General features: G+C 65.5%; 17 protein-coding genes and 1 pseudogene. 9 read left to right on the forward strand and 9 right to left on the reverse strand.

The window, feature by feature from the left end; translation table 11 throughout:
• Nucleotides 1–66: 66 nt before the first annotated feature.
• From gyrA to dnaA, 6 genes are all read right to left on the reverse strand, one after another.
• On the reverse strand, nucleotides 67–2,586 hold the full coding sequence (gyrA, locus tag A5688_RS23670) for a DNA gyrase subunit A (protein WP_067914800.1): 2,520 nt from the start codon (nucleotides 2,584–2,586) through the stop codon (nucleotides 67–69).
• 39 nt (nucleotides 2,587–2,625) lie between these two features.
• Nucleotides 2,626–4,659, reverse strand: coding sequence for a DNA topoisomerase (ATP-hydrolyzing) subunit B (gyrB, locus tag A5688_RS23675; RefSeq protein WP_067835003.1), 2,034 nt, complete (start codon nucleotides 4,657–4,659; stop codon nucleotides 2,626–2,628).
• Nucleotides 4,660–4,916: 257 nt separating this feature from the next.
• On the reverse strand, nucleotides 4,917–5,474 hold the full coding sequence (locus A5688_RS23680) for a DUF721 family protein (RefSeq protein WP_067914798.1): 558 nt from the start codon (nucleotides 5,472–5,474) through the stop codon (nucleotides 4,917–4,919).
• Nucleotides 5,471–6,628, reverse strand: a complete 1,158-nt coding sequence (recF, locus tag A5688_RS23685; protein WP_067835005.1) for a DNA replication/repair protein RecF — start codon at nucleotides 6,626–6,628, stop codon at nucleotides 5,471–5,473. Before recF ends, A5688_RS23680 begins: the two co-directional genes overlap by 4 nt.
• Nucleotides 6,629–7,828 carry a DNA polymerase III subunit beta gene (gene dnaN, locus A5688_RS23690; protein WP_067835007.1) on the reverse strand — a complete coding sequence of 400 codons (1,200 nt, stop codon included), beginning with the start codon at nucleotides 7,826–7,828 and terminating at the stop codon, nucleotides 6,629–6,631.
• 563 nt (nucleotides 7,829–8,391) lie between these two features.
• Nucleotides 8,392–9,927 (reverse strand): chromosomal replication initiator protein DnaA, encoded by a 1,536-nt coding sequence (gene dnaA / locus A5688_RS23695; RefSeq protein ID WP_067914796.1) that lies wholly within the window; start codon nucleotides 9,925–9,927, stop codon nucleotides 8,392–8,394.
• A gap of 597 nt (nucleotides 9,928–10,524) precedes the next feature.
• Here dnaA and rpmH point away from each other — a divergent pair.
• From rpmH to A5688_RS23730, 9 genes are all read left to right on the forward strand, one after another.
• Entirely contained in the window at nucleotides 10,525–10,668 is a 144-nt protein-coding gene (rpmH, locus tag A5688_RS27130) for a 50S ribosomal protein L34 (RefSeq protein ID WP_003874369.1), read from the forward strand.
• Between the two features lie 22 nt (nucleotides 10,669–10,690).
• Nucleotides 10,691–11,050: a ribonuclease P protein component gene (gene rnpA, locus A5688_RS23700; protein ID WP_067835024.1), complete on the forward strand. Its 360-nt coding sequence runs from the start codon at nucleotides 10,691–10,693 to the stop codon at nucleotides 11,048–11,050.
• Nucleotides 11,047–11,394, forward strand: a complete 348-nt coding sequence (gene yidD / locus A5688_RS27135; protein ID WP_082951231.1) for a membrane protein insertion efficiency factor YidD — start codon at nucleotides 11,047–11,049, stop codon at nucleotides 11,392–11,394. The genes rnpA and yidD overlap by 4 nt, the downstream gene beginning before the upstream one ends.
• Nucleotides 11,378–12,472, forward strand: a complete 1,095-nt coding sequence (gene yidC / locus A5688_RS23705; protein ID WP_120312233.1) for a membrane protein insertase YidC — start codon at nucleotides 11,378–11,380, stop codon at nucleotides 12,470–12,472. Before yidD ends, yidC begins: the two co-directional genes overlap by 17 nt.
• 81 nt (nucleotides 12,473–12,553) lie before the next feature.
• Nucleotides 12,554–13,120 (forward strand): protein jag, encoded by a 567-nt coding sequence (locus tag A5688_RS23710; RefSeq protein ID WP_067914794.1) that lies wholly within the window; start codon nucleotides 12,554–12,556, stop codon nucleotides 13,118–13,120.
• A 73-nt stretch (nucleotides 13,121–13,193) separates the two neighbouring features.
• Nucleotides 13,194–13,934, forward strand: coding sequence for a 16S rRNA (guanine(527)-N(7))-methyltransferase RsmG (gene rsmG / locus A5688_RS23715; RefSeq protein WP_067914792.1), 741 nt, complete (start codon nucleotides 13,194–13,196; stop codon nucleotides 13,932–13,934).
• Complete coding sequence (locus tag A5688_RS23720) at nucleotides 13,931–14,947, forward strand: ParA family protein (protein ID WP_120312234.1); 1,017 nt, start codon at nucleotides 13,931–13,933, stop codon at nucleotides 14,945–14,947. The genes rsmG and A5688_RS23720 overlap by 4 nt, the downstream gene beginning before the upstream one ends.
• A 23-nt stretch (nucleotides 14,948–14,970) precedes the next feature.
• Nucleotides 14,971–15,957: a ParB/RepB/Spo0J family partition protein gene (locus A5688_RS23725; protein ID WP_067835014.1), complete on the forward strand. Its 987-nt coding sequence runs from the start codon at nucleotides 14,971–14,973 to the stop codon at nucleotides 15,955–15,957.
• Between the two features lie 265 nt (nucleotides 15,958–16,222).
• Nucleotides 16,223–16,975 carry an acetyltransferase gene (locus A5688_RS23730; RefSeq protein ID WP_067835016.1) on the forward strand — a complete coding sequence of 251 codons (753 nt, stop codon included), beginning with the start codon at nucleotides 16,223–16,225 and terminating at the stop codon, nucleotides 16,973–16,975.
• On the opposite strand, the gene A5688_RS23735 is transcribed toward A5688_RS23730, so the two are convergent.
• The 3 genes and pseudogenes from A5688_RS23735 to A5688_RS27475 form a co-directional block, all read right to left on the reverse strand.
• Complete coding sequence (locus A5688_RS23735; RefSeq protein ID WP_067835017.1) at nucleotides 16,972–18,195, reverse strand: N-acetylmuramoyl-L-alanine amidase; 1,224 nt, start codon at nucleotides 18,193–18,195, stop codon at nucleotides 16,972–16,974. The genes A5688_RS23730 and A5688_RS23735 overlap by 4 nt on opposite strands.
• Nucleotides 18,196–18,327: 132 nt before the next feature.
• Nucleotides 18,328–18,681 carry a thioredoxin gene (trxA, locus tag A5688_RS23740; RefSeq protein ID WP_067835018.1) on the reverse strand — a complete coding sequence of 118 codons (354 nt, stop codon included), beginning with the start codon at nucleotides 18,679–18,681 and terminating at the stop codon, nucleotides 18,328–18,330.
• Nucleotides 18,678–18,826 (reverse strand): annotated as a pseudogene (locus A5688_RS27475) (thioredoxin-disulfide reductase); the annotation flags it as partial. The pseudogene A5688_RS27475 and the gene trxA, both read right to left, overlap by 4 nt.

An 18,826-nucleotide genomic window follows, 5' to 3' on the forward strand; every position in this document is an offset into this window, starting at 1 on the left:
GGTTCCTCCGCGGGCCGCCCCGCGGCCCGCATCGTCATCCGGCTGAGTCTAGTGGTTCGGTACCGACTAGTTGTCCGACTCCGCAGCACCGCCGCTTTCCTCGACGACTTCGTCGGCGTTTTCCTCGGCGTTGCGGGCGATGGCCAACAGCGTGTTCTCTTCACCCAGGTTCATCAGGCGCACGCCCTTGGTCTGCCGTCCCGCCTTGCGGACCTGGCGCGCCGCGGTGCGGATGACGCCGCCTCCCGAGGTGATGGCGTACAGCTCGCTGTCCTCATCGACGATCAACGCGCCAACCAGCCTGCCACGCCGGCGGTCGTACATGACCGTCAGCACTCCCTTGCCGCCGCGGCCCTGCACGGGATACTCCTCGATCGCGGTGCGCTTGGCGTACCCGCCCGACGTCGCCACCAGGAGGTAGGTGCCCTCACGGACAACGTTGAGTGACAACAGGTAGTCGTCGGTGTTGAATCGCATGCCCTGCACGCCGGAGGTGGCGCGGCCCATCGGACGCAGGGCTTCGTCGGTCGCCGCGAACCGGATGGACTGCCCGTTGGCCGAGACCAACAACAGGTCCTCCTCGGAGGAGCACAGAACCGCGCCGACGAGTTCGTCGCTGTCGCGCAGGTTGATCGCCACGATTCCGCCCGAGCGGTTGGAGTCGAAGTCGGTCAACTTGGTTTTTTTCACCAGGCCGTTGCGGGTGGCCAGCACTAAGTACGGGGCGTCCTCGTAACTCTTGATCTGGATGACCTGAGCGATCCGCTCCTCGGGCTGGAAGGCCAGCAGGTTGGCGACGTGCTGGCCGCGCGCGGTGCGCGACGCTTCCGGCAGGTCGTACGCCTTGGCCCGATACACCCGGCCCTGGGTGGTGAAGAACAGGATCCAGTCGTGGGTCGAGCAGACGAAGAAGTGCCGCACGATGTCGTCCTGTTTGAGCCCGGCGCCCTGCACTCCCTTGCCGCCACGCTTCTGGCTGCGATACAGGTCGGTCTTGGTGCGCTTGGCGTAGCCGGTCTCGGTGATGGTGACGACGACGTCCTCGCGAGCGATCAGATCCTCGTCGGCGACGTCACCGTCGGCCGCGATGATCCGGGTCCGGCGGTCGTCGCCGTGCTTCTCGACAATCTCGGCCAGCTCGTCGCGGACGATGGCGCGCTGCCGCTCCGGCTTGGCCAGGATGTCCTCGAGGTCGGCGATCTCGGCTTCGATCTTGGCCAGGTCGTCGATGATGCGCTGACGCTCCAGGGCGGCCAGCCGGCGCAGCTGCATGTCCAGGATGGCCTGGGCCTGGATTTCGTCGATGTCCAGCAGCTCGATCAGGCCGGCCCGGGCGATGTCCACGGTTTCCGACGCACGGATCAACGCGATCACTTCGTCAAGTGCGTCAAGGGCTTTCACCAAACCGCGCAAGATGTGCGCGCGCTCGTTGGCCTTGCGCAGGCGGTACGTGGTTCGCCGGATGATCACGTCGAGTTGGTGGTCGACGTAGTGGCGGATCATCTGGTCGAGGCGCAGGGTGCGCGGCACGCCGTCGACGATCGACAGCATGTTGGCGCCGAAGCTGGTCTGGAGCTGGGTGTGCTTGTAGAGGTTGTTCAGCACCACCTTGGCCACGGCGTCGCGCTTGATTTCCACCACGATGCGCAGACCGACGCGGTCGCTGGACTGGTCTTCGATGTTGGAGATGCCGGCCAGCTTGCCGTCGCGGACCTGCTCGGCGATGGAGGTGATGAAGTTGTCGTGGTTCACCTGGTACGGCAGCTCGGTGATCACCAGCGAGGTGCGGCCGCGCGAATCTTCTTCAACCTCAACGACTCCGCGCATCCGAATCGACCCGCGGCCGGTGGTGTACGCGTCGTGGATGCCTTGGGATCCGACGATCAGACCGTGGGTGGGGAAGTCCGGGCCCTTCACCCGCTCGCAGACCGCGGTCAGCGTGGCCTCTTCGTCGGCCTCGTGGTTGTCCAGGCACCAGTAGACGGCGTCGGCCAACTCGCGCAGGTTGTGCGGCGGGATGTTGGTCGCCATGCCGACCGCGATACCGCCCGAGCCGTTGGCCAGCAGGTTGGGGAACCGGCTGGGCAGCACGGTGGGCTCTTGTACCCGGCCGTCATAGTTGGGGATGAAATCGACTGTCTCCTCGTCGATTTCGCGCAGCATTTCCATGGCGAGCGGGGTCAGCCGCGCCTCGGTGTACCGCATGGCGGCCGGCGGGTCGTTACCGGGCGAACCGAAGTTACCCTGCCCGTCCACCAACGGGTAGCGCAGCGACCACGGCTGCGCCATCCGGACCAGGGTGTCGTAGATAGACGAGTCGCCGTGTGGGTGGTAGTTCCCCATCGTCTCGGCCACCGACCGCGCCGACTTGGCGTGGCCGCGGTCCGGACGGAACCCGGAGTCGAACATCGCGTAGAGCACCCGGCGGTGCACCGGCTTGAGGCCGTCGCGCACTTCGGGCAACGCGCGTCCGACGATCACGCTCATCGCGTAGTCGATGTAGCTGCGCTGCATCTCCTGCTGGATGTCGACCGGTTCGATGCGGTCGGCGGCGTCGCCGCCGGGCGGCAGCGTGGTGTCTGTCATCTAATCCTCATCGGTGAGAGTTCAGTGGGGGAGGAGTCGCTAAACGTCAAGGAAGCGAACGTCTTTGGCGTTGCGGGTGATGAAGCTGCGGCGGGCGTCGACGTCCTCTCCCATCAGGATGGAGAACAGCTCGTCGGCCGCGGCGGCGTCGTCGAGGGTGATCTGTCGCAGCACCCGGACCGACGGGTCCATGGTGGTCTCCCAGAGTTCCTTGGCATCCATCTCGCCGAGACCCTTGTAGCGCTGGATGCCGTCCTCGGCGTTGATTTTCTTGCCGGCTTTCCGGCCCTCGGCGAGCAGGCCGTCGCGCTCGCGATCGGAGTAGGCGAATTCGGGATCGCTGCGCTGCCACTTGAGCTTGTACAGCGGCGGCTGCGCCAAAAACACGTGCCCGTGCTCGATCAGCGGGCGCATGAACCGGAACAGCAGCGTCAACAACAACGTCGAAATGTGCTGGCCGTCCACATCCGCGTCGGCCATCAGCACGATCTTGTGATAGCGCAGCCTGGTGATGTCGAACTCGTCGTGGATCCCGGTGCCCAGCGCCGTGATGATCGCCTGGACTTCGGTGTTCTTCAAAACCCGGTCGATACGGGCCTTTTCGACGTTGATGATCTTGCCGCGCAGCGGAAGGATGGCCTGAAACATCGAGTCGCGGCCGCTCTTGGCCGAGCCGCCAGCCGAATCACCCTCCACCACATACAGTTCGGATTTGCGGGGGTCGGTGGAGCGGCAGTCGGCGAGCTTGCCGGGCAGGCCGCCGAGATCGGTCGCACTCTTGCGGCGTACCAACTCTCGCGCCTTGCGCGCGGCGATGCGGGCCTGCGCCGACGACACCGCCTTGTTGACCACGACCTTGGCGTCCGCGGGGTTGGCTTCGAACCAGTGCGTCAGTTGTTCGTTGCAAACCTTCTGCACGAATGACTTGACTTCGGTGTTGCCCAGCTTGGTCTTGGTCTGGCCCTCGAACTGCGGTTCGCTGACCTTCACCGAGATCACCGCGGCCAGCCCTTCGCGGATGTCGTCGCCGGTGAGGTTCGGATCCTTTTCTTTGAGCAGCTTCTTGTCCTTGGCGTACTTGTTGACCACCGTGGTCAGCGCGCTGCGAAAGCCCTCTTCGTGGGTGCCGCCCTCGTGGGTGTTGATGGTGTTGGCGAAGGTGTGCACGGATTCCGAGTAGCCGCCGTTCCACTGCATCGCGATTTCGACCTCGTGGCCTGGTCCCTTGCCGTCGAAGTCGATGATGCTCTGCTGGATCGGGCTCTTGGTGCGGTTGATGTGCTTGACGAAGTCGACCAGGCCACCCGGGTAGTGGAAGGTGCGGTGCTTGACCTTGTGGGGCGCGGTGGATTCCGCGGCTTTTTCCTCTGCCGTCTTGGGAGCTTCGGCGGTGTCGCTGACGACCTCGTCGACGACCTCCTCCTTGGTCACCCGCTCGTCGGTGAGGTTGATGGTCAACCCCTTGTTGAGGAACGCCATTTCCTGCAGGCGGCGCGCCACCGTTTCGAAGTCGTAGTCGGTGGTCTCGAAGATTTCCGGATCGGCCCAGAATCGGATCGTGGTGCCGGTGCGCTTGGTGGCCTCGCCCTGTTTGAGGGTTCCGGGCACCGCACGGTCATAATACTGCGACCATTCGTGGCCGTCGCGGGCGATGTCAACCTCGAGCCGGGTCGACAGCGCGTTGACCACCGACACACCGACGCCGTGCAGACCACCACTGACGTTGTAACCGCTGTTCTCCCCGCCGAACTTGCCGCCGGCGTGCAGCTGCGTCATCACGACGTCGACGGTGGGGGCGCCGGTGGCGTGCATCGCCACCGGGATGCCGCGGCCGTTGTCGGAGACCTCGACGCTGCCGTCGTCGAGAATGCGGACGTCGACCTTGTCGGCATAGCCGGCCATCGCCTCGTCGACCGAGTTGTCGACCACCTCCCAGATGAGGTGGTGCAAACCACGCTCACCGGTGGACCCGATGTACATACCGGGGCGTTTGCGGACGGCTTCCAGGCCTTCGAGCACGGTGATCGCTGAGGCGCCGTATTCGTCTTGCGCCTTCTTCTTCTGGGCAGCCACGGTCGGAATGCTCTCCTTGGGGTTTCATGCGGGCGGTTCCAGTCACCGCGACAGTCGCATCCCGCCAGTCTAGCGTGATCAGGCGTCGGGACCGATTTTCTGGCCGCGTTTCTACCCAGCTAACCGCGCCGTGCGGACGATTTCTTTATTCTGGCCGCGTCCCGACGTGCGTCGAGGGCCTCCGTGTCGTCCTGGCCGATTTCAGGGGCCTGTGGACAAACCCCCGTCTGGGGATCCACGAGCGGGTGATCGACTCCCTAACCATAGGTGTCGCGCGGGCCCCGTCCCGCGATGTGACGCGGCCCCTTGCGCCACGACGGTGCGGCCGGGCCGGTGATTTTCAACGACGTCACCACTCCGTTGCCGACGGCGGCCGCGATCTTGGCCAACAACTGCGACTGGATCATCCGCAACTGGGTGGCCCACGCCGTCGATTCGGCGGCCACACTCAGCACGCCCTCGTTCAGGGCGGTCGGCACCGCATGGTCGGCGATCTGGTGGCCAACCACCGTCGCCCAGTTTCCCAGCACGGTGCCCTCGGCGACCTGGGCTGACCAGCCCCGCTTTTTCGCCAGCTCGCGGGCCAGGCTGCCCAGCGGTTGCGGGTCTCGAACATCGGGCCCCGGCCCCGACCAACTGCGCCGCTGGCCCGCCACCCGGCGCGGCACGGGGGCGACCGCACGGCCGCGTCCGGCATCCTTGCCCTGGGCCCGCGCCGCGGCCCGGGCCTCCTCGAGGGTGCGCCTGACCAAATCGATCCCGCTCAGCGCTTTCGATGCCGCGGCGGGAGGCAGACCGTCATCCGTACCGGTCATGAGTGCATCTCCGATACCCGGCCCGAGTCGCCGTCGCGTAAGTCGACGTAGACCTGTCGAGCTTCCCAGCCCGCCGGAATGTCTTCGAGCACCGCGGCGGTGACCAACACTTGTTCGGCGGATTCGGCCACCGTGGCGAGTGCGCGGCGCCGGGCGGCATCGAGCTCGGCGAACACGTCGTCGAGCAACAACACGGGTTCGCTCTCCTCGGCGCGCAGCAATTCGTAGGCGGCCAGTCGCAGCGACAACGCAAACGACCACGACTCCCCATGGCTGGCAAAGCCTTTCGCGGGTTGATCGCCAAGCCACAATTCCAGGTCATCGCGGTGCGGGCCGACGAGACACATGCCCCGTTCCAGCTCCGCATCGCGGCGCGCCGACAATGCCGCGAGCAAGGCGGCTTCCAGGAATTCGCGATCGGCGCCCGCCAGATCAGCCGCCGCCTCGGCACCCAGGCTTGATCGATAACCGATGGACGCGGCACGCGATCCGGGAGCCAAGAGCTGATAGGCCTTTTCGACCTCCGGAGCCAACTGGTTCACCAAATCGATACGCGCGGCCATCAATTGGGCACCGTGTTCGGCGAGGCGACTGTCCCACACGTCGAGCGTGTCGATCGCGCTCTGGTCGCCCCGGTAGCGCGCCCCGGACAGCGATTTCAACAACGCGGTGCGCTGCCGCAAGACTTTTTCGTAGTCGGCCCGCACGGCGGCCACCGCCGGGCGGCGCACCGTCGCCAGGTCATCGAGGTAGCGGCGCCGGTCCGACGGATCACCCCGCACCAATGACAGGTCTTCGGGAGCGAACAGCACCGCGCGCAGGACCCCGATCACTTCGCGGGTACTGCGCACCGGGGAACGATTCAGCCGTGCCTTGTTCGCCCTGCCCGCGGCGATCTCCAGGTCGACCGCGCACTCTCTGCCTTCGTTGACGACGATCGTGGAAATCACCGCGCGGTCAGCGCCCGCGCGAATCAACGGCAGGTCGGTTCCCACCCGATGCGAGCCCAGGGTGCTCGAATACCACAGCGCCTCAAGGAGATTCGTCTTCCCGAACCCGTTGGATCCGATGAAGACCGTCCGACCAGGCTGCAATTCGAGGTCGGCGTGTGCCCAGGACCGGAAGTCACGCAGTCCCAAATGCCGGACGTACACCTAGCCAGGCAACCGGACAGGCATCAACAAGTAGACGTAATCGGTCGGCAGGGCGCTGTAGGGGCCCGGGCCGGTCGGGTGGCTGTCGTCGTTCAACGCCGGACGCAGCAACGCCGGCTTACCCGGAGTCGTGAAACCGAACGACACCCGCTCGGAATGGACCGATCCCAATCCGTCGGTCAGATACGTCGGGTTGAAGGCGATCGTCAACGGCTCGCCGACAAAATCGACCGCCAGATCTTCTTCGGCCCGGCCGACGTCGTCGGCGCCGGCGGACAACCGCAGCGAACCTTCGCTGAATTCCATCCGCACCTGCGCACCACGGTCGGCTACCAACGCCACCAGCTTGATGGCCTCGGTCAACTCCGCCACGTTGATGGTCGCGACGGCCGTGTGCTCGGCCGGCAGCAGCTGACGGAACTTCGGGAACTCCGCATCGAGCAGGCGGGTGGTGCTGCGCTTGCCGTTACCGCTGATGCCGAGCAGCCCGTCCTTTCCGACGCCCGAGCCCGCACCCAATGACAACCGGACCTCGGAGCCGTCGGCGCCGGTCCGGGCGGCTTCGGCCAGGGTCTTGGCCGGCACCAGGACCGCGGCTTCGATGTCCGATGCCGCCGCCGACCAAGTCAGCTCGCGAACTGCCAACCGGAATCTGTCGGTCGCGGCCAGCACCACCGTGTCACCCGAAATCTCCACCCTGATGCCGGTCAGCATCGGCAACGTGTCGTCGCGGCCCGCGGCGATGGCAACCTGGCTGATCGCCTCGGCGAACAGGTCGGCGGGCAGCGTCCCGGTCTCTTCCGGCAGCGTCGGCAACGTCGGGTAATCCTCGACGGCCATCGTCGGCAACGAGAACCTGGCGTTTCCGCAGTGCAGCGCCACGCGATTACCGTCGACGTAGAAGTCGATGGGCTTGTTCGGCAGCGCCCGCACGATGTCCGACAACAACCGGCCGGACACCAAAACGCTTCCCGGAGAAGCTATTTCGGCCGCAACCTGTGCTTCGGCGGAAACTTCATAATCGAATCCGGAGATCGTCAGGCCCTCGTCGGTTCCAGACAGCAGCACACCGGACAGCACCGGCACCGCTGGCCTGGACGGCAGGTTCTTCGCCACCCACGACACCGCGTCGGCGAATGACTCCCGCGTTAAACGAAATTTCAAGTCGCTGAGGCCAGCCGTTGTCGTCGCCGCGTCCATAGCGTCCCTTCACCTACTCAGCGTTCGAATCCATTGGCTAGCCGCCCGCCGCTAGCACGGGGCTCCGCCACGAACGCCGATGACATGCAATGCCAATGACGAACGTTACGGCAGTCGAAGAACAACCGTAGATCCTTCGGGGCCATCTTGAAAGCTAATCGCAAAGCCTGACAACCCGAGCCGACCAAGGCCAAGACGACGGGTGTGTGCCGCGCGTCCCCAAGCCTGTATTTCAAAGAAGAACCGATGAAGAGATCTCAGTACCAGTATTAAGGCCTGTGCATCCTGGGGAGAACAGCCTCGCGGCGCAGCTAGCGCCATGATCGGGTTGTGCATTGGGGCGTGGGAACCTGTGGGTGGTGTGTTGGGCGGGTGGGGACGAACTACGGCTGTGCACGCAAGCGGTGTTACTGCACCGGCGTTTAATTGCGTTGTGCACAGCCCTGCGCACACGCCAGCGGTGTGGCGGGTGTGACAGACGCGCGTGAAGTTTCTCGAAAAAAATCACAAACTCAGGCAGCGGAAGCCCGGAAAACGGCGCGCGGCGCGCCGGGGGAGAGCAGTCAGCGCTTGGAACGCTGACGGATGCGAGTGGTGAGCTCCTTGACATGATCAAAAACCTCACGCCGCTCGGCCATCTCGGACAAGATCTTGCGCTGCGCATACATGACCGTGGTGTGGTCCCGGCCGAACGCCTGGCCGATCTTGGGCAGCGAGAGGTCGGTGAGCTCGCGGCACAGATACATGGCGATCTGGCGCGACTGGGCCAACGCTCGAGTCTTACCGGGCCCGCGGAGTTCTTCCACGGTGGTGTCGAAATACTCGGCGGTGGCCGCCATGATGGTGGCCGCACTGATCTGCATGGTGCTGGCATCGGCGATCAGGTCGCGCAGCACGATTTCGGCCAGTGATTTGTCGATCGGGGTCTTATTCAGCGAGGCGAACGCGGTGACCCGGATCAGAGCACCTTCGAGCTCGCGGATGTTGCGCTCGATGCTGCTGGCGATGAGTTCGAGCACGTCGTCGGGCACCGCCAGCCGCTCCATCTGAGCTTTCTTGCGCAAGATGGCGATGCGGGTCTCCAGCTCCGGTGGCTGCACGTCGGTGATCAAGCCCCACTCGAAGCGTGTTCTCAGCCGGTCTTCCAGGGTGGCCAGCTGTTTGGGCGGCCGGTCGGAGGAGATGACGATCTGCTTGTTGGCGTTATGCAGCGTGTTGAAGGTGTGGAAGAACTCTTCCTGGATACCTTCCTTGCCCTCGATGAACTGGATGTCATCGACCAGCAGCACGTCGACGTCGCGGTAACTGCGCTTGAACGCGACCTTGCGGTCGTCGCGCAGCGAGTTGATGAAGTCGTTGGTGAACTCCTCGGTGGACACGTACTTGACCCGCATCCCCGGAAACAGCCGCTGGGCGTAATTGCCGGCGGCGTGCAACAAGTGGGTCTTGCCGAGACCGGACTCACCCCAGATGAACAACGGGTTGTAAGCCCGCGCCGGCGCTTCGGCGATCGCCAGGGCGGCCGCGTGCGCGAACCGGTTGGAGGCGCCGATGACGAAAGTGTCGAAGGTGTAGCGGCGGTTGAGGCTCGTTCCGGCGGCGACGGCCGGATCGATCGCGTGCGGCCGCTCGGTGAAGTAGTTGGGCCAGCCGGGCTGGGTGTCCCCGACGGTCTCGCTGCTTTCGAAAGCTTCCTCGGTGTCGACGGCCGGTCCGTCGCCGCCGAAGGAAGGATCGGATTCGGGGAACGGTTCCGCCGGCGGGATGAGAGCGTCCTCGACGTCGTCGGGCGGGGGAGCGATGCGGACTCCGAGTTGGATCTGTTGTCCGAGGCGGCGGCTGAGCGCATCGGTGATGGGCGCGCGCAGATGTCGTTCGATCTCGTTCTGCACGAAACTGCTCGGCACCGACAGCAGAGCAAAGCCCTCGACGATGGTCAGCGGGCGAACCAGATTGAGCCACGCTCTTTGCTGCGGGGTGAGGGGAGTGACCAGTGTCGTGCGGTTGACGGCCATACCGTCGGCAGTGGGCTCCCCGTTGAGCTCGGAAACGACCGCATTCCACACTGTCGTGAAACTGGAACCGGGGTCATCGGCCAACGACGCATCTCCCTGGTTTTCGAACGTCCCGGACCCGAGTCACACCACGCTTGGCGACAAAACAACTGTCCACATAGTTATACACAGGTGTGGACAGGATGATCGTAGGCGAGCCACAACCTACCGGCGACGGCTCGCGATCTCCGCGCTGGAAGAAAACCTCGGGAGGTTGTCTAGGCAGCTAGTCGATCTACCATCCTCGCTTCATTGTCGAGCGCTGCTTCAGTCTAAAACGACTTCGCAGAAGCTAACAGTTTTCCGTTCGGCTGCCAACAGTTCTGCTGCATTCCAATCAGGTCGTTTAGGGTACGTGGGGCTTGCTTCGGCTCGTCATGCTAGCGGCGTGGGCGGCGAGTGTGACCGAAACCGAAAACTTTCTGAGCCTCCACGCGGCTTCGTTGGGGCAAGCCAGGTTTGACCAGGCGAAGCCTCGTCAGTACCCTCAAACAGTCGCCCGCAAGTCGGCGATGCGGCTGCGACCCGAACCACCTGGGGACCGCGCCGGCCAGCAGCACCAAGACCACCTCCGGTCGAACCGCAGACTAGCGCGATGCGAATGTCTGAGCGGCCGGATGGCAACACAACGAGGAGAACGTCGTGGCCAAGGGCAAGCGGACCTTCCAGCCGAATAACCGGCGCCGAGCCCGCGTGCATGGTTTCCGCCTTCGGATGCGCACCCGGGCCGGACGGGCGATCGTATCCGGTCGGCGCCGCAAGGGTCGTCGCGCGCTCTCTGCCTGATCGCAACTTCAGGTTTTCGGCGGTGCTTTCCGCGCGCAACCGCATGACGCGGTCAATTGACTTTGACGCGACGGTGAAGCACGGGATGCGTATGGCGCAGCCCGATGTCGTCGTGCACTTTCGGCGGGGGGAGGACCGCGACGAAGCCCACCCACCGCGCGTCGGATTGGTGGTGGGCAAGCCCGTCGGATCCGCCGTGGAACGTCATCGGGTCGCTCGCCGGCTGCGGCATGTGGCGCGCAACCTGCTGGGCGAGCTCGGCCAGTCCGATCAGCTGGTGATCCGTGCGCTGCCCGGCAGCCGGACCGCATCCTCGGCTCGGCTGGAGCAGGAACTCCGCCGGTGTTTACGACGGATGCCGGCGGCGGGAAGCCAGCGATGAGAGCAGTGGCGCAGCTGCGCACGTTCACCCGCGATGCGGGGCGGACGGCCGCGCGCGGAGTGATTTTTCTGATCCAGCTCTACCGGCATATGGTGTCGCCGCTACGCCCGGCGACGTGTCGCTTCGTTCCGACTTGCAGCCAGTACGCGGTCGACGCTCTCAACGAGTACGGCCTGATTCGGGGGAGCTGGTTGGCTGTGGCCAGGCTCGCCAAGTGCGGTCCATGGCATGAAGGCGGTTGGGATCCGATTCCGGACCGCCCGGGAAGCCACGTGAATTGCCAACATGCCAGCGACGCTCGGGCTGTCCGAGCGGCGCGAGGGGAGAGTGGATCTTTTGTTTGATTTCTTCAGCCTCGACTTCGTCTACTACCCGGTGTCGTGGATCATGTGGGTCTGGTACAAGTTGTTCGCCTCGATGCTGGGGCCGTCGAACTTCTTCGCCTGGGCGCTGTCGGTGATGTTCTTGGTGTTCAGCCTGCGGGCCCTGTTGTACAAGCCCTTCGTGCGGCAGATCCGGACCACGCGCCAGATGCAGGAACTGCAGCCCCAGATCAAGGCGCTGCAGAAGAAGTACGGCAAGGATCGCCAGCGCATGGCGCTCGAGATGCAGAAGCTGCAGCGCGAGCACGGCTTCAATCCGATCCTGGGCTGCCTGCCGATGCTGGCGCAGATCCCGGTCTTCATCGGCCTGTATCACGTGTTGCGCTCGTTCAACCGGACCACCGGGGGATTCGGTCAGCCGCACCTGTCGGTGGCCCAGAACCGCCTCACCGGAAACTACGTCTTCACCCCGACGGACGTCGGACACTTCCTGGACGCCAACCTGTTCGGGGCACCGATCGGCGCCTTCATGACGCAGCGCACCGGACTGGACGCGTTCACCTTCTTCAGCCGGCCGGCCGTGATCGCGGTCGGGCTGCCGGTGATGATCCTGGCCGGCGTCGCCACCTACTTCAACAGCCGAGCATCGGTGGCACGGCAGAGCCCGGAGGCCGCGGCCAACCCGCAGACCGCGATGATGAATAAACTCGCGCTCTACGTGTTCCCGCTCGGCGTGGTGGTCGGTGGCCCGTTTCTTCCGCTGGCGATCATCCTGTATTGGTTCGCCAACAACATCTGGACCTTCGGGCAGCAGCACTACGTCTTCGGGATGATCGAGAAGGAAGACGAGGCCAAGAAGCAGGAAGCCATCCAGCGGCGCGCGGCGAATGCGCCGGCGCCGGGTGCCAAGCCGAAGCGAAATCCTAAAGCGGCAACGGCCGGCGAGAACGGTTCGCCGCCGCCCGCCGCGGAGTCCGACGGGTCGGGTTCCGCGGCGACGGAGTCCGACACGGCCGATGACCCAGCGGCCAAAGCGAGCGAAGGCCCGAGCAACCGCACACCGCGGCCCGGGGCCCGACCGAAGAAACGCAAACGCTGACACGGGCGGAATAGCTACCGGGTCCGCCCCGACAGGGCGACCCCAATTGGGCCGGGGCCCATGAAATGAGGGAGAGAAGACATGACAGACGCCGACACCACCGAGCGCGACGTTGACACCGAGCTCGACACGCAATCGGCCGTCGAGGATGCCGCGGGTTCTGGCGCCGAGGAAGTCGATGATCTGGAGGACCGGTTGGTCGCGGAGGGCGAAATCGCCGGCGACTACCTCGAAGAGTTGTTGGACCTGTTGGACTTCGACGGTGACATCGACTTGGACGTCGAGGGCAGCCGCGCGATCGTGAGCATCGACGGCAGCGACGACTTGAACAAGTTGGTGGGCCGCGGCGGCGAGGTGCTCGACGCGCTGCAGGAACTGACCCGGCTGGCGGTACACCAGAAGACCGGCGTACGGAGCCGCTTGATGCTCGACATCGCGAGCTGGCGGCGACGGCGCCGGGAGGAATTGGCGGCGCTGGGCGACAAGGTCGCGCGCCGAGTGCTCGAATCCGGCGAACGTGAAGAGCTCGCGCCGATGACGCCGTTCGAACGCAAGATCGTCCATGACGCCGTCGCCGCCGTCGCGGGCGTGCACAGCGAAAGCGAGGGCGTCGAGCCCGCGCGCCGCGTCGTCGTCCTGCACGACTGAACACCAGAAGTTACAGCCGTGTAGTTCCTGTCGTTCGCCTCCGAAGGTTGACCGTGCGCCCTGCAACTCGAGGATGTTTCACGTGAAACATGTCGGCCCCGGCGACGACGCGGCGGGCCGTTCGGCGGAGGGTGCCGGCCCGGACACGGTCCCAGACTCCGCAGCCGCCGTCTTCGGCGAGCGGCTTGGAATCGCCCAACGATACGCGGAGATTCTGGCGACCGTCGGGGTCGAGCGCGGTCTGCTCGGTCCGCGGGAAGTCGACCGAATCTGGGACCGCCACATATTGAACAGCGCGGCCCTCGCCGAGTTGCTCGATCGGGGCGAGCGGATCATCGATATCGGCAGCGGTGCGGGCCTGCCCGGGATACCGTTAGCGATCGCGCGGCCCGATCTCGCTGTCGTCTTGCTCGAGCCGTTGCTGCGACGCAGCGAATTTCTCAACGAGGTTGTCAACGAACTAGGGTTAGCCGTCGAGGTCGTCCGCGGCCGTGCGGAAGAACCGGGGGTGCGTAACCGGTTCGGGGAGAGGGATGCTGCGGTGTCGCGTGCGGTCGCTTCGTTGGACAAGCTGACGAAGTGGAGCTTGCCCTTGCTACGGCCCGACGGACGGATGCTCGCCATCAAGGGGGAGCGTGCGTCCGACGAAGTTGAACAGTACCGGCGTGTGATGGCAGCATCGGGCGCCGCTGATGTCAGGGTGGTGACATGTGGCGCGAACTATTTGCGTCCCCCCGCAACCGTAGTTTCAGCGCGCCGCGGAAAGCCGCCACACCACAAGCCGGCACGGACCGGGAAGGCCGGAACCCGATGACTTCTTCAGGAGATTGGCCGGTGACTCCCCAGGCACCGGCGGACGTTCAGCAGGCGACCGCTCCGGCTCCGGCCGCAGCGAATCCGGAGGCCTCCGCGCCGCCGGGGTTGGCCCCCGCACCGAGCGCACCGGCGAATGTTTCACGTGAAACAGCCGACGAATTCGATACGCCGATCGGTGCGGCCGCGGAACGCGCGATGCGGGTCCTCCACACCACCTACCCGCCATTGCGCCGGCCGCCCCATCGCCGAGTCTTCACGGTCGCGAACCAGAAGGGCGGCGTCGGCAAGACGACCACCGCCGTCAACCTCGCTGCCGCCCTCGCGCTGCAGGGACTCAAGACCCTAGTCATCGACCTCGACCCGCAGGGCAACGCGAGCACGGCGCTCGGCATCACCGACCGGCAATCGGGGACGCCCTCCTCATACGAAGTCTTGCTCGGCGAGGTCTCCGTGCAGGACGCGCTGCGGCAGAGCCCGCATAACGAACGCCTGTTCTGCATCCCGGCGACGATCGACCTGGCAGGCGCCGAGATCGAATTGGTCAGCATGGTGGCCCGCGAGAACCGGTTGCGCACCGCGTTGGCCGAGCTCGACAGCCTCGACTTCGACTGCGTCTTCATCGACTGCCCGCCATCGCTTGGGCTGCTGACCATCAACGCGCTTGTCGCCGCGCCGGAGGTCATGATCCCGATCCAGTGCGAGTACTACGCCCTCGAGGGTGTCTCGCAGCTGATGCGCAACATCGAGATGGTGAAGGCGCACCTCAATCCGAAGCTCGAGGTCAGCACCGTGGTGCTGACCATGTACGACGGCCGGACCAAGCTCGCGGACCAGGTCGCCGAAGAGGTGCGCCGATACTTCGGGGCCAAGGTGCTGCGCACGGTGATTCCGCGCAGCGTCAAGGTCTCCGAGGCGCCGGGCTACAGCATGACGATCATCGATTACGACCCCGGATCACGCGGGGCGATGAGCTATCTCGACGCGAGCCGCGAACTCGCCGAGCGCGATTGAACACCATCCGCGAAGGGACGACCATGACGCAGCCGTTACGCAAGAAGGGTGGCCTCGGCCGGGGCCTGGCTTCGCTTATTCCGACCGGTCCCGCGGACGGCGACGCCGGACCCGCGACCCTCGGACCGCGGATGGGCGACGCCGCCGCCGACGTCTTGATCGGGGGACCGCCGCCGCAGGACGCGTCGGCAATGGGTGCGGTTTATCGCGAAATCGCGCCGGCGGACATCGAGCGCAACCCGCGTCAGCCGCGACAGGTCTTCGATGAGGAGGCGCTGTCCGAGCTGGTGCACTCCATCCGCGAGTTCGGCCTCTTGCAACCGATCGTGGTGCGGGCGGTCAAGGATTCGGCGAGCGGTGCGCGTTACCAGATCGTGATGGGGGAGCGGCGCTGGCGCGCGGCCCAAGAGGCCGGTCTGGCGACCATCCCGGCCATCGTGCGCGAGACCGGTGACGACAATCTGCTCCGCGACGCGCTGTTGGAGAACATCCACCGGGTACAGCTGAACCCGTTGGAAGAGGCGGCCGCCTACCAGCAGCTGCTCGACGAATTCGGCGTCACCCACGATGAACTGGCCGCGCGTATCGGCCGGTCGCGGCCGTTGATCACCAACATGATCCGGTTGCTCAAGCTGCCGATCGCGGTGCAACGGCGCGTGGCCGCCGGCGTGCTGTCCGCCGGTCACGCGCGCGCACTGCTGTCGCTGGAGGCCGGGCCCGAAGCGCAGGAGGAGCTGGCCACCCGGATCGTCGCCGAAGGCCTGTCGGTGCGGGCCACCGAGGAGGCGGTGACGCTGGCCAACCGGGCCGGCACGGCCACGCCGACGGCCCCGCGCCGCAAGCCGATTCAGATGCCCGGCCTGCAAGACGTAGCTGACAAGCTCTCCACAGCCTTCGATACCCGGGTGACCGTCAGTCTGGGCAAACGCAAGGGGAAAATCGTGGTCGAGTTCGGCTCGGTGGACGACCTCCAGCGGATCATCGACGTCATGTCCCCGCCCAAGTCATGACCAAGGACACCATGTAATTACGTCACTGTGACACCGCGGCCGTCAATACGGGGAATCGGCCTGCGCCAGCTGCTCAGATTAGACGAAACGGCATGCGGATCAACAACTTTCGATGTTCGGCGCGCTGCACCCGGTCGGTGCGGGCCAGTTGGCCGCGCCAACCCCGCTGGCCAGGCGAAAGCTGGCCCGATCCCGACCACCTCTCTTATCCTGGAGGGGTTGCCGGTGCAGATGGCTGCAGTACCGCACAGGAGCCAGGAGGCTAGTGTCCGCTCGAATCATGCCACTACGGCTCGAGGCATTCGAGCAGCTTCCCAAGCACGCACGCCGGTGCGTCTTCTGGGAGGTCGATCCCGCGACCCTCGGCAATCAGGATCATCTCAGCGACCCCGAATTCGAAAAGGAAGCGTGGCTGTCGATGGTGATGCTGGAGTGGGGTTCCTGCGGGCAGGTTGCCACCGCGGTGCCCGACGAGCGAAGCCAATCCGAGCCGCCGTGCCTGGGCTACGTTTTCTACGCCCCGCCGCGGGCGGTGCCGCGGGCGCAGCGATTCCCGACCGGCCCGGTGTCCGCGGACGCCGTGTTGTTGACGTCGATGGGCATTGAACCCGGGCCGGCCGCCGAGGACCTACCGCACGGTTTGATCGCCCGGGTCATCGATGAGTTGGTGCGACGCGGCGTGCGCGCACTCGAAGCGTTCGGCCGCACCCCGGCGGCCTCGGAATTGCAGGATCCGCGCCTGGTCGGTCCCGACGTGCGGCCGGTACTGGAAGCCGTCGGCGACTGCTCGGTGGACCATTGCGTCATGGACGCCGAATTCCTGAAGGACGCGGGATTCGTTGTGGTGGCACCACATACGTACTTCCCACGGCTGCGGCTCGAGCTCGACAAGGGCCTCGGCTGGAAGGCCGAAGTGGAGGCGGCCCTGGAGCGTTTGCTGGAGAACGCGCATCTGGAGCAGCCGGTCGGCGCCGGGTCCACCGCGGTGAATCGGTTGAAAACCACCCAGGATGGCTAGTTGGAACCGCCCAGGTGGCTGCTGCGTTCCACCGACAATTCGTGAGCCAGTAACTCGGCGAACGTGAATGTGCCTGTGGGACGGTCGTTTTTGCCCAACAGGTAGAGCCGCTTGACCGCGGCGAGGATTCCCTCGGCGATGGCGTCGCGCGTCTGCGTCGAGACCAGCATCGAACGATCACGCGGGTTGGTGATGTAGCCGACGTCGACCTGCACCGTCGGCATCCGGGTCAGGCGCAGCAGATCCCACGTCCGGCCGTGCGTGCGGCAGTCCCGTAAACCGGTGCGGGCCACGACTTCTCGCTGGATGAAGTCGGCAAGATTACGGCCGATGGTGGACACCGAACCGTGCGAGTTCCCGAAATGAAAGGAAGCCACCCCGTTGGCCGCGGCGCTGACCTGAGTTTCGCAGCGCAGGCTGATCATCAGGTCGGCCCCGACATTGTTGGCGGTGGCGGCGCGTTCGGCATCGAGGGGACTGCGGTTGACCGGTCGCGACAGGAAGGTCTCCATGCCGATCGCGGCCATCCGCCCTTCGAGCCGGCTGGCCAAATCCCACAACACATCTGCTTCGCTGACCGGTCCCGACGGGCCCTGCATGATGGCGCCGTGGTCCGCGCCGCCGCGGCCCGGGTCGATGATGATCCGCTTGCCTGACAGTTTCGGGCCGGATGAGCGAACCAGCTCTTCTTCGCGGATCGCGTGCGGGGATCCGCCGGTGACCCGTGAACTCAGGAAGTGGAAGGAGCGCAACGTCTCCGGGCCGCAGATGCCGTCGGCGGACAGCCCGTACTCGCGCTGGTACGACATCAACGCGTTGTGGGTCTGCAACCCGAAGTATCCATCGACCAGGCCGGTGTAGAAACCCAAGTCCTGCAGCCGCGCCTGCAGCGTGGCCACGTCGTCGCCGAACAGGGGGGCGCCGAATTGGTGATACAGCGTGCGAGCACCCAACCGGTACGACGCCTCCTTGAGCGCCCGGTAGGTGGCCTCGCCGACGATGCCGTCCACCAGAAGGCCGCGATGCTGTTGAAAGGCACGGACCGCCTGGTCAAGCTCGGCATCGAAAAGCTCGAGGGCCACGTGCCGGCCGGTGTCGAGATCGTCCTCGGAGCCGTTGAGCAGGCCTAAGGTGGCCAGCGTCGCCCGGATCTCGGTCACAGCAGCGCTGCGGTCACCACAGCGCAGCGCGTCGCCGTATTCGCGGCGCGGACTCGACATACCAAGGGCCCTCCGGGACTAACAGACAAGCTCAGATCTGGGCAACAGCTGACCGTATTGTCGCAGACGCTTCGCAAATTCGGGAAAACCCCAGGCCATTCGCGGGGCGTGGTGCGGGGAAATGAACGGAGATCAGCCGAGGTTGGGAACCGCGTCCGAAAGCTCCCGCAGCAAAGCCGCCTTGCCCTTCGCGCCGACGATCCGCTTCACCGGCTGCCCGTCCTTGAACAGGATCATGGTGGGGATGGAGACCACCTGAAAGTTCTGTGCGGTTTCGGGGTTGGCATCCACGTCGAGCTTGGCGACGGTGAGGTGTTCGCCACGCTCGCTGGCGATCTCCTCGAGGACCGGCGCAACCATCTTGCACGGGCCGCACCACGTGGCCCAAAAGTCAACCAGCACAGGCTTATTGCTGGACAGCACGTCGGTGGAGAATGACGCGTCCGAGACTTCTACTGTGGCCCCGGCTTTTTCGGCGTCGGTCATTGTGGTGCTCCAATCAATGTGTCGGTACTGCCAGGAAATTCGGTGGCGTCGCCTTGCGCGGCGGCGCTGGTTTCTTCGTGGTCGGCGAGCCAGCGTTCGGCGTCGATGGCGGCCGAGCAGCCGCTGCCCGCGGCGGTGACGGCCT

The sequence above is a fragment of the Mycobacterium mantenii genome, from assembly GCF_001667865.1.
Taxonomy (GTDB): Bacteria; Actinomycetota; Actinomycetes; order Mycobacteriales; family Mycobacteriaceae; genus Mycobacterium; species Mycobacterium mantenii_A.